The sequence below is a fragment of the Novosphingobium sp. genome (assembly GCF_031417815.1).
In the GTDB taxonomy this organism is placed as follows: Bacteria; Pseudomonadota; Alphaproteobacteria; order Sphingomonadales; family Sphingomonadaceae; genus Novosphingobium.
The window spans coordinates 1-13,303 of sequence record NZ_JANOWI010000033.1; the positions used below are offsets into that span (position 1 = coordinate 1).

Consider the following 13,303-nt stretch of genomic DNA (forward strand, 5'->3'; position numbering starts at 1 on the left):
GCGCCCCGCGGGGGGGGGGGGGTTGGGGGGGGCACGGGGCCCGGGGCGGGGGTGGGGCTTATTATTTGCCCCCCAACCCCCACCCGCGGGGGGGGTTACACCCCCCCCCCCCGGTTGGGGGGGGGGGGGGGGGGGGGGCCCCCGAGGCGGCGCGCAGGCCCACCCCTAACCCCTCCCGCAAGCGAGAGGGGAACCTAGGCATCGCCAGGTCCGTCGCGTTCAAGCCGGTAAGCGGCCTTGAGATAGTCTTCTGCTGCCGCCTTAAGCAGCGGCTCCTTGGCAAAGGCATTGGCGGGGAACGGCGCTTCGCCCAGCGCATCGAGCAGGCACCACAGCGCGAACCTGCGCCCCGGTTCGCGTTCAACCCCGAAGCCGATCTTCACCTGTTCAAGCGCGCGCGCGAACGCGGCCTCGGTCAGGGTCGATGGATCTTTGCTGCCGAAGAAGTGCTGCAACAGGCCGTCAAGTTCCATGGTTCAAAGCCAGCCCAGCGCCTGCGCCGCCCACAATGCGCCGCCGCCCAGCACGGCAGCCGCGGCATAGCCGGGCCAGCGCCGCGCGCTGCGGCGGCGGTCCCAGATCAGCTCAACCGCGGGCAGCGGCGGGGCTTCGGGCGCGCCGCCCTTGGCCGGAAAGTGGCCCTCGATCCGGCGCAGCAGATCGGGCAGGCGCAGCAGCGTTGCAGCATCTTCGCGCAGCCGGTCGGCAATCGCGGCTTCGGGGCCGAGTTCGTCGCGGATCCAGCTTTTGACGAAGGGCCCCGATACGTCCCACATGTTGATCGCCGGATCGAGCTGGGTGGCCAGCCCTTCGACCATCACCATGGTCTTTTGCAACAGCAACAGATGCGGCTGCGTCTGCATGTCAAAATCGCGGGTGATCGCGAACAGCCCGTCGAGCATCTGCCCGACCGACAGTTCGCTGACCGGCTTGCCGCGCATCGGTTCGCCCACCGCGCGCAGTGCAGTCGCGAATTCGTCGACCGAATGGTAACTCGGCACGTACTGCGCCTCGAAATGGATTTCTGCGACGCGGCGGTAATTGCCGGTGGTCAGGCCATAGAGGATTTCGGCCAGCCACATCCGCGCGCGCCGGTCGATCCGGCCCATGATCCCGAAATCGATCGCGGCGATGGTCCCGTCGCGTTCAACGAACAGGTTGCCCTGGTGCATGTCGGCGTGGAAGAACCCGGCACTGATCGCCTGGGTCAGGAACGCAAGGACCAACCGCTGCGCCAGCGCGGGCAGATCAATCCCTTGATCCAGCAGCGTCTGCGTATCGTTTATCTTGGTCCCGTCGATCCAGTCGATCGTCAAAACCCGGCCGTTGGTGCGGTCCCAATCGACGCCGGGCACGCGGTAAAGCTCGTGGCCGCGCATCGCATCGGCAAGTTCGCTGGCCGATGCGGCCTCGCGCCTAAGATCAAGTTCGCGCGCGGTCCAGCGCTTGAAGTTGGCGATCACCAGCCGCGGACGCAGCCGCGATGCTTCACCGCCCAAGGCCTCGAGATGGGCCGCGGCCCATTCGTAGGTATCGATATCGCGCGCCAGCTTTTCGCGAATGCCCGGGCGCATCACCTTGATCGCCACGCTGCGTCCCTCGGTGGTCACGCCCTTGTGAACCTGTGCGATCGAGGCGGCGCCAACCGGCACCTCATCGACCGAGGCGAACAGTGCATCCAGCGGCTTGCCGAAACTCGCTTCGATCTCGCGCCGGATCAGCGCGAAGGCGACCGGCGGCAGATCGTCCTGCAAGGTCAGCAGGTTGCGCGCGGCGACCGCGCCGACCAGATCGGGCCGCGTGGCCAGCGCCTGACCCAGTTTGATTGCGGCCGGGCCAATCGCTTGAAAGGCGCCCGCATAATCGGGCTCGTCCGGCTGAAAAGTGGCGAACCGGGCAATCCTGCACAGGCGCCGGACCGGGGCCGGGGTGTTGATATCCCGCTCAATCCCGCGCAGCGCGCCGTGCCGCGCCAGAATGCGGCCCCAGCGCAGCAGGCGCAAGATGTGTGTTGCGGGGCGGGTCAAATTCTCCTCTCCCGCTTGCGGGAGGGGGCGGGGGTGGGTGAAACCCGCGCAGGCCCACCCCTAGCCCCTCCCGCAAGCGGGAAGGGGACTGGCAGCCCTGCGTTCAAATCTTCCACCCCGAATGGATTGCCACCAGCCCGCCCAGGATCGGTTCGACCCGGGTCCGCGAAAATCCGGCCGCACGGATCATCTTTTCGAATTCGGGCATGGCCGGAAACCGGCGGATCGATTCGATCAGATAGCGATAGCTTTCGCCGTCGCCGGCAATCGCCGCGCCGATCCTGGGAACCAGCTTGTGCGAATAGAGATCGTAGACTTCCTTGAAGCCGGGCCATTCGGTGGTCGAGAATTCAAGGCAGAAAAACCGCCCGCCATATTTCAGCACGCGGTGCGCCTCGGCCAGGGCGTGATCGATGTGGGTCACGTTGCGGATGCCGAAGGCGATCGTGTAGGCATTGAAGAACCGATCGGGAAAGGTCAGCTGCTCGGCATTCTGACGCGACCAGACAAGGTCATCGAATCCGCGCTCCATGGCCCGGTCGATGCCCACGTCGAGCATGTCCTGATTGATATCGGACACGGTGACCGTGGCGCCCTCGCGGGCCATGCGAAAGGCGATATCGCCGGTGCCGCCTGCCATATCGAGGATCTGCTCGCCTGCGCGGGGCTTAACCCGGCGCACGAACTTGTCTTTCCATAGCCGGTGCATGCCCACCGACATCGCATCGTTCATTACATCGTACTTTTTGGCGACCGACGAAAAGACCGCGCCAACGCGCTCCGCCTTTTCGTCAGCGTCGACCGTTTCGTAGCCGAAGGAAACCTTTTCGCTCATGGCACCGCGCCTTAGCGACAAGGCGGGCGCGGTGCCAGTGATTAGAAGGTGAAGTTTTGCTGTTGTGCGGGAAGGCATAGCCGCTCCCGCATCAAACAATCACGCCGGCGGCGCGAACATATACGGCGCAAGATGGCCGAGGAAGTTCTGCTTGCCGATCGCGACCCCGCCCGCACGCAGGATCGCGTACGTGGTGGTGGCGTGGAAATAGAAGTTGGGGAGCGCAAAACCGGTCAGGAAGATGTGCCCATCGAACTTCACCCCGGCGCCATTGGGGAAAGTGATCACCACTTCGCGGCTGGCCCCGGCATCGAATGCGTCCGCGTCGAGCGATTCGAGATAGGCGATGGTCTTGTCGCAGCGCGTCTTCAATTCGGCAAAGGTGGTTTCATCGTCCGCCATGACGGGCGCTTCGGTCCCGGTCATCCGCGCGCCTGCGCCTTTTGCGGCGTCCGCTGCAATCTGGATCTGGCGGGCCAGCGGAAACATGTCGTCCGCCAGCCTTGCCTCGATCAGCGCCGCCTCGTTGCCGGTGGCTGCGGCCAGGTCGAGCCAAGACTTGATGTTGTTCAGCATGGCGATGAAAGCTGGAACCGAGCTGGCGTGAAGCGAAGTGGACATGTGATTCTCCCGGGCGTGTTCTGGTTACCGGCGTTCCCTAGCCGCATCATTTTTAGGTTGCAATGAGAAACCAATTGCCGCCGCGCGCTGGCCCCGGCTAGGCAGGCTGCCATGCCGGAACTTCCCGAAGTTGAAACCACCGTACGCGGGCTGGCGCGTTATCTTGATGGCGCGCGGCTTATCCGGGTCCAGACACGTCGGGCGGGCCTGCGGCGGCCGTTTCCGGTCGATCTGGTCCAGGTCCTGACCGGCGCTGCGGTAACCGGGCTGGGGCGCCGCGCCAAATATGGCCTGATCCACACCGATCGCGGGCAGACCATGGTGTTTCACCTTGGCATGAGCGGACGCTGGCGGACCAATCCTGATGAGCTTGGCACCCACGATCACCTCGTGCTCGAAACCGATGGTGGCCACCGTCTGGTGCTGTGCGATCCGCGCCGGTTCGGTTCGGTCGATCTTGTGATGGAAGCCGGGCTTGACCAGTGGCCCGCTTTTGCCGCGCTGGGGCCCGAGCCGCTGGGCGATGCGCTTGATGCCGCGCACCTCAAGGCCGCGCTCAAGGGGCGCAGTGCAACGATCAAGCTGATGCTGCTCGATCAGCGGATCGTGGCGGGGCTTGGCAACATCTATGTCTGCGAAGCGCTGCTGCGCGCCGGGATCGATCCGCGCAAGGCGGCCGGCCAGGTCGGCGGCCCCGCGCTGGCGCGGCTGGTCCCGGCGATCAAGACGGTGATCGCCGAAGCGATCGAGGCGGGCGGATCGACCTTGCGCGATTTCGCCCAGCCCGATGGGGAACTGGGCTATTTCTCGAAACGCTTCGATGTCTATGACCGAGCAGGCCAGCCTTGCACCCGCTGCTCCACGCCGATCCAGCGGATTGTCCAGGGCGGGCGCAGCACCTGGTTCTGTGCCAAGTGCCAGCGGTGAGGAATTTCGGTGTTGCAGGCAAAGCTGGATCGCTTTCGCGTACCGGCGTCAGCCAGGCAATGACTCACTCTCGCTTGACGATTCGGATACCCGCAGTTAAGGGCCGCGCTTCGCGTGGGGCCGATTTCGTTTCGGACCCCCGATTTGCACGAGATTCTTAAGGACGAACATGGCCAATACGCCGCAAGCCAAGAAGCGCATCCGCCGCAACGAGAAGCGCGCCGAAATCAACGGCAACCGCATGAGCCGCATCCGCACCTTCGTGAAGAAGGTCGAAGCCGCGCTTGATGGTGGTGACAAGCCGGCTGCTGCCGAAGCGCTCAAGGCCGCGCAGCCTGAACTGGCGCGCGGTGTTGCCCGCGGCGTGCTGCACAAGAACACCGCATCGCGCAAGCTGTCGCGGCTGACGAAGCGCGTCTCTTCGCTCTGATTCGGCGAGCCAGACGATTCGTGCCACCAGGCACCTGTCGGGCAGGTCAAAAAGCGAACATCAAATCGAACGGGCCGGCGCATTTGCAGCCGGCCTTTTTCGTTCTGCGCTGCAACAATTCTGCTGCATCGCACTAAGACCATGGAATCCCGCGATTCGCATCCTCTCATGTATCTATTAAATTGAAAAATAACGATTATTTATGACATACGGAGATTTCCGAGGGTCATGGAGAGTCAAGGCAATTTATTTCAATTTATTTACACCACGCGCCTTGCTCTCGTCTCGCAACCGTCCATAAACGGCTCACGGCCAAGGGGTCGAATCTGACCCTTGAGGCCTTACACAAAACCAGATGGAACGAAGCCAGGTTGGGCACCCGGTGGGCAAAGCGCGCGGCTGCGGGCGATGGGGAAACTTTGGGTTTCGGGGGCGAAACGGGTGATGGCAATTGGTAACGGCGGAACGCTAGGCAACGCGCCTTCCGCTTCGGTAAAATCGGACGACGAGCGCATGCGCGAGGAGCAGGAAGCCTTGAACCTCGCAGCAGACTGGGCCGACATCAGCCAGGGCCTGCGCAAGGATCTTGGCCAGCAATTGCACAGCCAGTGGATCAAGCCGATCCAGCTGGGGATGATCGCCAAGGACAGCGGTACGCTCGACCTTTACCTGCCGACGGAATTTGCCGCCAACTGGGTTTCGGACCGGTTTGCCGACCGGCTTTCGCTGGCGTGGAAGATCGCTCGGCCCGATGTGCGCGCCGTGCGCATTTCGGTGCTGCCGGGGCGCCGCGCGCCGCAGGGCCTGCGCTTCGGCCAAAGCGAAAACGGCCGCCGTGCCGCCAATGACGGAGCCATGATGACCCTGCCGGGCGATGCGCTCGGCATGGGCGCAGCCGAACTTGGCGGGATGGGCCAGGGCCCGATCGGACTGGATCCTTCGCTGACCTTTGCCACCTTTGTGACCGGCAGCGCCAATGTGCTGGCCAGCAATGCCGCCCAGCGCATGGCGGCCACGGAAACGCCGCAGTTTGCGCCGCTTTATCTGAAAGCGGCAACCGGGCAGGGCAAGACCCACCTGCTCCATGCGATCGGCCACGCCTATTTGATCGCGCATCCGCGCGCGCGCATTTTCTACTGCTCGGCTGAACGCTTCATGGTCGAATTCGTCCAGGCGCTGCGCCAGAACCAGACGATCGAATTCAAGACTCGGTTGCGCGGGTTTGATCTGCTGCTGGTCGACGATATTCAGTTCATCATCGGCAAGGCATCGGCGCAGGAAGAACTGCTGTACACGATCGACGCGCTGCTGGCCGAAGGCAAGCGGCTGGTGTTTGCGGCTGACCGCGCACCGCAAGCGCTAGACGGGGTGGAACAGCGTCTGCTCTCGCGGCTTTCGATGGGGCTTGTGGCCGATATCCAGCCGGCCGACATCGAGCTGCGCCGCACGATCCTGGAACACCGCCTGCTGCGCTTCAGCCCGACCCATGTGCCTGCCGACGTGGTTGAATTCCTCGCCCGCACCATCAATCGCAACGTGCGCGAACTGGTCGGCGGGCTCAACAAGCTGATCGCCTATGCCCAGTTGACCGGCCAGGCCGTGTCGCTGCAGCTGGCCGAAGAGCAGCTGACCGATATCCTTTCGGCCAACCGCCGCCGGATCACGATTGACGAAATCCAGCGCACCGTCTGCCAGTTCTACCGGGTTGACCGGACCGAAATGAGCAGCAAGCGCCGCGCCCGCGCGGTGGTGCGTCCGCGCCAGGTGGCGATGTACCTCGCCAAGGTCCTCACGCCGCGCAGCTACCCGGAAATCGGCCGCAAGTTCGGCGGGCGCGATCACTCGACCGTGATCCACGCGGTGCGGCTGATCGAAGACCTGCGGACCCGCGATGCCGATATGGATGGCGATGTTCGGTCATTGCTGCGCCAGCTCGAAAGCTGAGCGGCTTTCAAAGGTCCTCTCCAGATTTGCGAAGCACATCTGGGGAGGTGGCAGTCGCATTGGCGACTGACGGAGGGGTATCGACCCTCTCGCCCAAGCCCCTCCGACAGCGGCTGAACGCCGCTGCCACCTCCCCATTTGTGGCATTCGCCAAAAATGGGGAGGAACTCGTCGATCATTCATCAACCGTCAGTGCACAGCCTTGTGAACAGCGCTGTGCACGGCCACGATCAGGCTGAAAGCCCGCCATCGACGATCAGCTCGCTACCGGTGGTAAAGGCCGCACGGTCACTCGCCAGAAACACCACCGCATCGGCGACGTTCTGCGCTTCGCCCAGATGTCCCAGCGGATGCATCGCGGCGACCCCGGCCAGGCTTTCGTTGTTTCCGACCCCTTGTGCCGCGGCAAAATCATCGATCAGCGTGCGGCCCATCTGGGTGTCGATTACGCCAGGGTGGACCGAATTGACGCGGATCCGCGCGGCCGCCAGTTCTTTGGCGCAGCCCATGGTGAACAGCCGCACCGCCCCCTTGGTCGAATTGTAGCAGGTTGCCCCGGCCGCCCCTTCGATCCCCGCAACCGAAGACATGTTGACGATCGCGGTGCCGCCGCGCCACAGGTGCGCGCGCTCGGCCAGCAAGGGCACGGCGGCGCGGGTGCCCAGGAACACCCCTTCGACGTTGACGCTGTGCAGCCGCCGCCAATCCTCCAGCGTGGTCTCGGTGAGCGGCTTGAACAGCCACAGCCCGGCATTGTTGACCAAGATATCAAGCCCACCCGCCGCGCTGCGCAGCCAGTCCATCGTCGCCGCCCAATCGGCTTCGCTGGTCACGTCCTGCGCGCGGGCGACCCCGCCCAGTTCGGCGGCCAGGTCTTCGGGCGCGGTCAGATCGGTTACGGCGACCTTTGCGCCAGCCGCAGCCAAAGCCCGTGCAGCCGCTTCGCCCAGACCTGTCGCCGCCCCGGTTACCAGCGCAATGCGCCCATCAAGATCGCCCATTTTGTCCCTCCTCGTCACCGATTCGCAAAGTCTAGCATCGCGGCTGGGAACCTGCGATGCTCAGCAGCGGAGGAGACCGATATGCCCCTGCTGTGCCTGTTTCTGCTTGCCTACTTGCTGGCGCTGGTCAGCTACACCGCGTTCACTATCGTGCACCACGGGATCAATCTGCTGCCGGTCTTCTTCGGCGATATGGCCGCGATGGCCTGGCCCGGGCAGTTCAACCTCGATTTCACCTGCTTCCTGGCGCTGTCGGCATTGTGGGTGTCCTGGCGGCACCAATTTACCCCCGGCGGGCTGGCGCTGGGGGTGCTGGCTTTTTTCGGCGGCATGCTGTTCCTGTCGGTCTACCTGCTGGTCCAGACCGGCAAGCGCGGCACCAACCCCAAGGTGCTGCTGCTGGGCGAAGGGCGAACCTAGCCTGCCAATTCCGCGCTCAGCCGCTCCTTCAGCTCGCGCCGCAGGAATTTGCCGCTGGCGTTGCGCGGCAACGGGTCATCCAGGAACCAGACATAGCGCGGCACCTTGTGCTTGCTCATGTGATCGAGGCAGTGTTTCTTGAGGTCGGTCTCGTCAATCGTCTGGCCCCCGCCGAGATAGACCGCCACGCCGATTTCCTCGCCCATCCGGTCATCTTTGACGCCGAACACGCTGCATTCGGCCACTGCCGGGTGGCGATAGACGCAGGCTTCAACCTCGGTGCAGCTGATGTTTTCGCCGCCGCGGATCACCAGGTCCTTCTTGCGGTCGACGATGTAGATGAAACCGTCGGCATCGATCCGCGCGATATCGCCGGTGTGCAGCCAGCCTTCAGTGATCGTTTCCGCCGTGGCATCGGGGCGATTGAGGTAGCCCTTGATCACCGGGCTGCCGCGCACCCACAGCTCGCCCACTTCGCCCTGTGGCAATTCGGTGCCTTCATCATCGACCACCTTGGCATCGAAGCTGGGCATAGCGGGCCCGGCGCTATCGGGCCGATCGATGAAATAGGGGCCCGAAACGGACGTGATGATCCCGCAGGTTTCGGTCATGCCATAGCCAGTGGTCGGCGCGGCGGCGGGGATTTTGCGATGAATCTCGCCGACCTGTTCGGGCGGGACTTGCGCCCCGCCGCCCGACAGACCGCTCAAGGTAGAGGTATCGGTGGCCGCGAAATCAGGATGGTTGATGATCTCGCGGGCCATGATCGGCACCCCACTGACCCCGGTGATCCGGTATTTCTCGATCAGCTTAAGCGCCGCGCCGGCATCCCATTTGTACATCAGCACCATCGCGCCCCCTGCGGCGCTGGTCAGGTAAGCACCGCAATTGTTGGCGGTCACGTGGAACAGCGGCGTGGTCAGCAGCGAGACCGGGATCGGCGGATCAGCAGCCGGGGTAACCCCGGTGGCGCGCTCGGTCGCCAGCGCCTGCGCGGTGGTCGAATAGAGCATGTTCAGCAGGTTCGCCACGCAGCCGCGGTGCGTCAGCTGCGCGCCCTTGGGAAAGCCGGTGGTGCCGCTGGTATAGAAGATGCAGGCATCGGCATCGGGATCGACCGTGACTTGCGGCATATCGCCGCAGGCCGCCACAATTGATGCCCACGGCGTCACATCGTCCGGATAGGTGTCCAGCCGCACACCGACCAGCTTGATATCGCGCGGGGGCAGCTCACGATAGCGCGCCAGCCGTTCGGCATCGGTGATCAGCACCTTCGGCTGCGAATCGTCGAGCGCGTAATTCATCTCCTCGGCGGTCCACCAGGCGTTCATTCCCACCGCCGCAATGCCGGTCGACACGCAGGCCCAGTAGGCGATCATCCATTCGGGGTAATTGCGCATCGCGATTGCCACCCGGTCACCCGGAACCACCCCCTGCTGCGCCAGCCACGCGGCCAGTGCGTTCACATGGGCATGCGCCTGAGCATAAGTGAGCACTTCGCCTTCATAGATCAGATAGGGCCGATCACCCCAGGCCGCGGTCGAAAGCCAGAATTCGCGCACCGATGGCGGCGCATTCTTGAAAGTTTTGATGCGGTTGCCGAGAATCTCTTCCTCGGTCACCTCGAACTGCCCGCCCGGTCCCGTCAATTCCGCGCGCACCTGGCGCAATTCGGCATAATGCATCGCTCATCCCATTTTTGTTAATTGCCTGGTTAAGTGCCGCATCGGAGGGCAGGGGGCAAGGGGCTGATTGTCGCGCAGCCGTTACGGTTCTAAAGCCCGCGCATGGACCTGCCGCCCGAACGCCTCGATCGCTTCGCCCGCCATATCGTGCTGCCCGAACTGGGCGGGGCCGGGCAGATGGCACTGACGGCTGCGCATGTGGTGCTGGTGGGCTGCGGCGGGATCGGATCGCCGGTGCTGCAATACCTTGCCGCCGCCGGCGTCGGGCAGCTGACCTTGATCGACGGCGATGTGGTCGATCTGTCCAATCTTCAGCGCCAGACTATTTTTGCCGAGGCTGATCTGGGCCGTCCCAAGGCCGAAGCCGCAGCGCTCTGGGTGCAGCGCTTCGATGCTGCCCTCAAGGTAACGTCCCGCGTCGGGACGTTGGGGGGGGATAACGCGGACACGCTCCTTGAGGGCGCGACCCTTGTGATCGACGGAAGTGATAATTTCGCGACGCGGCTGACTGTGTCGGACACCTGCGTGCGGATAGGCATTCCGCTAACCAGCGCGGCGCTGGGGCGGTTCCAGGGCCAGGTGGCGAACTTCGCCGGGCACCTTGCCGAACAGAGCTGCTACCGCTGTTTCGTGGGCGATGCCTTCGATGCGGAAGATTGCGATAGCTGCGCCGATGATGGCGTGCTGGGGGCGATGGCCGGGATCGTCGGCACGCTTGCGGCGATGCAGGCGGTGCGGGTGCTGGTGCAAGGCGCAGCAACGCTGGGTGATCCGCAATGGGGACAATTGCATCTGTTCGAAGGGCTGGTGCCGAGCCTCAGGACCATGCGGATTGCCAAGGATCCCGAATGCCGGGGGTGTTCAATCGCGTCCTAGGATCTCGTCCACCCAGGTCGGCACCACTTCACTCGCCACACCCAACCGGGTTTCGTGGAACATGCGCGAACCCTGGCTTTCTTCGAGATTGAGTTCAAGCGTGTGGACGCCCAGTTCCACGGCGTTCTGCACGAAACCCGCGGCGGGATAGACCGCGCCCGACGTGCCGATTGAAACGAACAGGTCTGCCTCACGCAGCGCGGCATAGATATCGCCCATGCGGTAAGGCATCTCGCCGAACCAGACCACATCGGGGCGCAGGCCTCGTGCGCCGCAGACCGGGCAGGGCGGACGGCTGGAGAGTTCCTTTCGCCACGGTGAGCGAATGTCACAGCTGGTACACCAGGCTTTCAGATGTTCGCCGTGCATATGCAGCAGGCGTTGATTGTGACCAAGTGGTGCCCCGGCGCGCTCGTGCAGATCATCGACATTCTGGGTCACGATCAACAAGCTGCCCGGCCATTCCGCATCGAGCCGGGCGAGCGCGACGTGCGCGGGATTGGGCCGCTTGGTCTGGATCGCTGCGCGGCGCATGTCGTAGAACCGGTGCACCAGATCAGGATCGCGCGCGAAAGCCTCGGGCGTGGCGACATCTTCGACCCGGTGCTGTTCCCACAGGCTTGGTCCACCATTGGCACCAGCGCGGAAAGTATCGATCCCGCTTTCAGCGCTGATCCCGGCACCGGTCAGGATCACGATATTGCGGATGGTTGTGGCCATTGAAGTTCCCGTGGTTTTAACCTTTTTCGCCTAAGCACCGGCACGATGCAACCGGGGGCATTTCTTTGAGCGTGGGCCAAGCATACCGCCGTGATATCGATGGCTTGCGCGCGCTGGCGATCCTGCCGGTGCTGCTGTTCCACACCCACGTCCCCGGCTTTTCCGGCGGCTTTGTGGGCGTGGACGTGTTCTTCGTGATCTCGGGCTACCTGATCACCGGGATCATCGCCCGCGAGATTGATGCCGGCCAGTTCTCGCTGGTGCGGTTTTACGAACGGCGCGCGCGGCGGATCCTGCCTGCGTTGTTTGCGATGCTGGTGTTCGTGCTTGCGATGGCGTCATGGCTCTACCTGCCCGGCGATTTCGAGGCGGTGCCCAAAAGCGCCCTGATGGCGCTGCTGTTCCTGTCGAACCTGTGGTTTTTCCTGAACACCGGCTATTTTGCGGGCGGGGCGGAAACGATGCCGCTGCTGCACTGCTGGTCGCTGGCGGTGGAAGAGCAATTCTATATCGGCTTCCCGCTGCTGCTGTGGGGCATTGCGCGCTATGCGCCGAAATGGCGAATTGGCGCGATTGCCGCGGTGGCTGCAGTCTCGCTCGGCTGGGCGGCGGCGAAGGCGGCCGATACCGATGGCTTTGCCTTCTACATGCTGCCGCCGCGCGCGTGGGAATTGTTTGCCGGAGCCCTGCTGGCCGTCGGCGCGGTGCCGGAACTGCGCAGCCGCGCCTGGCGTGAAATGCTGGCGCTGGCGGGCCTTGGCCTGATCCTCATTGCGGTGTTCACCTATTCTTCGGCCACGGTCTTTCCGGGGCTGAGCGCAATTGTGCCGGTGCTGGGATCGGCGCTGTTGCTGCACGCCGCGCCGGGCACGCGGGTAGGCGCACTCCTTTCCAGCCCGTTGCCGGTGGGGATCGGGCTGATTTCATACTCGCTCTACCTGTGGCACTGGCCGCTGATCGTTTTCGCCGAATATGCGCGTGACGAGAAGCTGGCGGGTATCTGGCAGCTTGGCGTGATCGCCGCATCGCTGCTTGCCGGATGGGCCAGCTGGCGCTGGATCGAACGCCCATTCCGTTCGTCCCAGCGCTTCAGCCAGAAGCGGATCTTCGGGTGGAGCGGTGTTGGCATGGCCGTGCTGGGCGCGGGCGCACTAGCCTTGATCCCGCTGGGCGGCTGGGCCAGCCGCTTCCCCCCCGATGTGGCGCGCTTCACTGCCGCCAAGGATGATTTCAGCCCCAGGCGCGCCGCCTGTCTTTCGGATGCGATTGGCGGCGCCCGGCCACAATGCACCTTTGGCGTACCCGGCGCTGCGCCCACCGCCTTGCTGTGGGGCGATAGCCACGGCGTGGAGTTCGCCTGGGTGCTGGGGCAGGAATACGCTGCCAAGGGTCAGGCGCTGATCCAGCGCACGCGCGGATCGTGCCCACCGCTGACCGGTTTCGCGCGGGCCAAAGACCCCGGCTGCGCAGCGTTCAATACCGATGTGCTGGACCTTTTGGCCAAGACCCCAAGCGTCGCCACGGTCTATCTCTCTGCGCTGTGGGCGCAGGGCGAGTACCGCGACGATCCGGCATCGCTGGCGCGTCTGGACGCGACCATTGCCCGGCTGAGGGCGATGGGCAAGCGCGTGCTGGTGATCGGTCCGGTCCCGCCGCAGCGCTGGAGTGTCCCGCGCCGCCTCGCCCACGCCGCTGCTTTTGGCCAGAGCGGCGAGATGCCCGGTGCCCCGGCCGCCGACTATGCCCATGATACCGCGTGGCTTACCCGCGCCTATCCGCGCTGGGAGGCCGAAGGTGTTGGCGTGATCAACCCGGCG

At 64.4% G+C, this 13,303-nt stretch carries 13 protein-coding genes; 6 read left to right on the plus strand and 7 right to left on the minus strand.

The window, feature by feature from the left end; translation table 11 throughout:
* Positions 1-194: 194 nt before the first annotated feature.
* From RMN99_RS08190 to RMN99_RS08205, 4 genes are all read right to left on the minus strand, one after another.
* Complete coding sequence (locus RMN99_RS08190; protein WP_309622816.1) at positions 195-473, minus strand: hypothetical protein; 279 nt, start codon at positions 471-473, stop codon at positions 195-197.
* Positions 474-476: 3 nt separating this feature from the next.
* Entirely contained in the window at positions 477-2,027 is a 1,551-nt protein-coding gene (gene ubiB / locus RMN99_RS08195) for a 2-polyprenylphenol 6-hydroxylase (RefSeq protein WP_309622817.1), read from the minus strand.
* A 103-nt stretch (positions 2,028-2,130) separates the two neighbouring features.
* Positions 2,131-2,862: a class I SAM-dependent methyltransferase gene (locus RMN99_RS08200; RefSeq protein WP_309622818.1), complete on the minus strand. Its 732-nt coding sequence runs from the start codon at positions 2,860-2,862 to the stop codon at positions 2,131-2,133.
* A 99-nt stretch (positions 2,863-2,961) separates the two neighbouring features.
* Complete coding sequence (locus RMN99_RS08205) at positions 2,962-3,483, minus strand: DUF1993 domain-containing protein (RefSeq protein ID WP_309622819.1); 522 nt, start codon at positions 3,481-3,483, stop codon at positions 2,962-2,964.
* A 111-nt stretch (positions 3,484-3,594) separates the two neighbouring features.
* Here RMN99_RS08205 and mutM point away from each other — a divergent pair, with 111 nt between their 5' ends.
* The 3 genes from mutM (at position 3,595) to dnaA (ending at position 6,784) form a co-directional block, all read left to right on the plus strand.
* Positions 3,595-4,410, plus strand: a complete 816-nt coding sequence (gene mutM / locus RMN99_RS08210; protein ID WP_309622820.1) for a bifunctional DNA-formamidopyrimidine glycosylase/DNA-(apurinic or apyrimidinic site) lyase — start codon at positions 3,595-3,597, stop codon at positions 4,408-4,410.
* 169 nt (positions 4,411-4,579) lie between these two features.
* On the plus strand, positions 4,580-4,840 hold the full coding sequence (rpsT, locus tag RMN99_RS08215; protein ID WP_309622821.1) for a 30S ribosomal protein S20: 261 nt from the start codon (positions 4,580-4,582) through the stop codon (positions 4,838-4,840).
* A gap of 513 nt (positions 4,841-5,353) precedes the next feature.
* Positions 5,354-6,784, plus strand: coding sequence for a chromosomal replication initiator protein DnaA (dnaA, locus tag RMN99_RS08220; RefSeq protein ID WP_309622827.1), 1,431 nt, complete (start codon positions 5,354-5,356; stop codon positions 6,782-6,784).
* A 230-nt stretch (positions 6,785-7,014) separates the two neighbouring features.
* On the opposite strand, the gene RMN99_RS08225 is transcribed toward dnaA, so the two are convergent.
* Entirely contained in the window at positions 7,015-7,785 is a 771-nt protein-coding gene (locus tag RMN99_RS08225; protein WP_309622822.1) for an SDR family oxidoreductase, read from the minus strand.
* Positions 7,786-7,866: 81 nt separating this feature from the next.
* On the opposite strand from RMN99_RS08225, the gene RMN99_RS08230 reads away from it, so the two are divergent.
* Entirely contained in the window at positions 7,867-8,205 is a 339-nt protein-coding gene (locus RMN99_RS08230; protein WP_309622823.1) for a hypothetical protein, read from the plus strand.
* Here the strand turns inward: RMN99_RS08230 and RMN99_RS08235 are convergent.
* Positions 8,202-9,890: a class I adenylate-forming enzyme family protein gene (locus tag RMN99_RS08235; RefSeq protein ID WP_309622824.1), complete on the minus strand. Its 1,689-nt coding sequence runs from the start codon at positions 9,888-9,890 to the stop codon at positions 8,202-8,204. The genes RMN99_RS08230 and RMN99_RS08235 overlap by 4 nt on opposite strands.
* 102 nt (positions 9,891-9,992) lie before the next feature.
* Here RMN99_RS08235 and RMN99_RS08240 point away from each other — a divergent pair, with 102 nt between their 5' ends.
* On the plus strand, positions 9,993-10,766 hold the full coding sequence (locus RMN99_RS08240) for a HesA/MoeB/ThiF family protein (RefSeq protein ID WP_309622825.1): 774 nt from the start codon (positions 9,993-9,995) through the stop codon (positions 10,764-10,766).
* Here the strand turns inward: RMN99_RS08240 and RMN99_RS08245 are convergent.
* Positions 10,752-11,486 (minus strand): NAD-dependent deacylase, encoded by a 735-nt coding sequence (locus RMN99_RS08245; RefSeq protein WP_309622826.1) that lies wholly within the window; start codon positions 11,484-11,486, stop codon positions 10,752-10,754. The genes RMN99_RS08240 and RMN99_RS08245 overlap by 15 nt on opposite strands.
* Before the next feature lie 71 nt (positions 11,487-11,557).
* Here RMN99_RS08245 and RMN99_RS08250 point away from each other — a divergent pair.
* The coding region (locus RMN99_RS08250) for an acyltransferase family protein (RefSeq protein WP_309622828.1) at positions 11,558-13,303 on the plus strand (1,746 nt) is incomplete at its 3' end.

What these genes read in the sequence shown, in the direction of transcription:
- RMN99_RS08230 (WP_309622823.1), top strand. Translation starts at nt 7,867, where the DNA reads ATGCCCCTGCTGTGCCTGTTTCTGCTTGCCTACTTGCTGGCGCTGGTC.
- RMN99_RS08190 (WP_309622816.1), bottom strand. Translation starts at nt 473, where the DNA reads ATGGAACTTGACGGCCTGTTGCAGCACTTCTTCGGCAGCAAAGATCCA.
- RMN99_RS08240 (WP_309622825.1), top strand. Translation starts at nt 9,993, where the DNA reads ATGGACCTGCCGCCCGAACGCCTCGATCGCTTCGCCCGCCATATCGTG.
- RMN99_RS08235 (WP_309622824.1), bottom strand. Translation starts at nt 9,890, where the DNA reads ATGCATTATGCCGAATTGCGCCAGGTGCGCGCGGAATTGACGGGACCG.
- RMN99_RS08245 (WP_309622826.1), bottom strand. Translation starts at nt 11,486, where the DNA reads ATGGCCACAACCATCCGCAATATCGTGATCCTGACCGGTGCCGGGATC.
- rpsT (WP_309622821.1), top strand. Translation starts at nt 4,580, where the DNA reads ATGGCCAATACGCCGCAAGCCAAGAAGCGCATCCGCCGCAACGAGAAG.
- RMN99_RS08225 (WP_309622822.1), bottom strand. Translation starts at nt 7,785, where the DNA reads ATGGGCGATCTTGATGGGCGCATTGCGCTGGTAACCGGGGCGGCGACA.
- RMN99_RS08205 (WP_309622819.1), bottom strand. Translation starts at nt 3,483, where the DNA reads ATGTCCACTTCGCTTCACGCCAGCTCGGTTCCAGCTTTCATCGCCATG.
- dnaA (WP_309622827.1), top strand. Translation starts at nt 5,354, where the DNA reads ATGCGCGAGGAGCAGGAAGCCTTGAACCTCGCAGCAGACTGGGCCGAC.
- RMN99_RS08200 (WP_309622818.1), bottom strand. Translation starts at nt 2,862, where the DNA reads ATGAGCGAAAAGGTTTCCTTCGGCTACGAAACGGTCGACGCTGACGAA.
- mutM (WP_309622820.1), top strand. Translation starts at nt 3,595, where the DNA reads ATGCCGGAACTTCCCGAAGTTGAAACCACCGTACGCGGGCTGGCGCGT.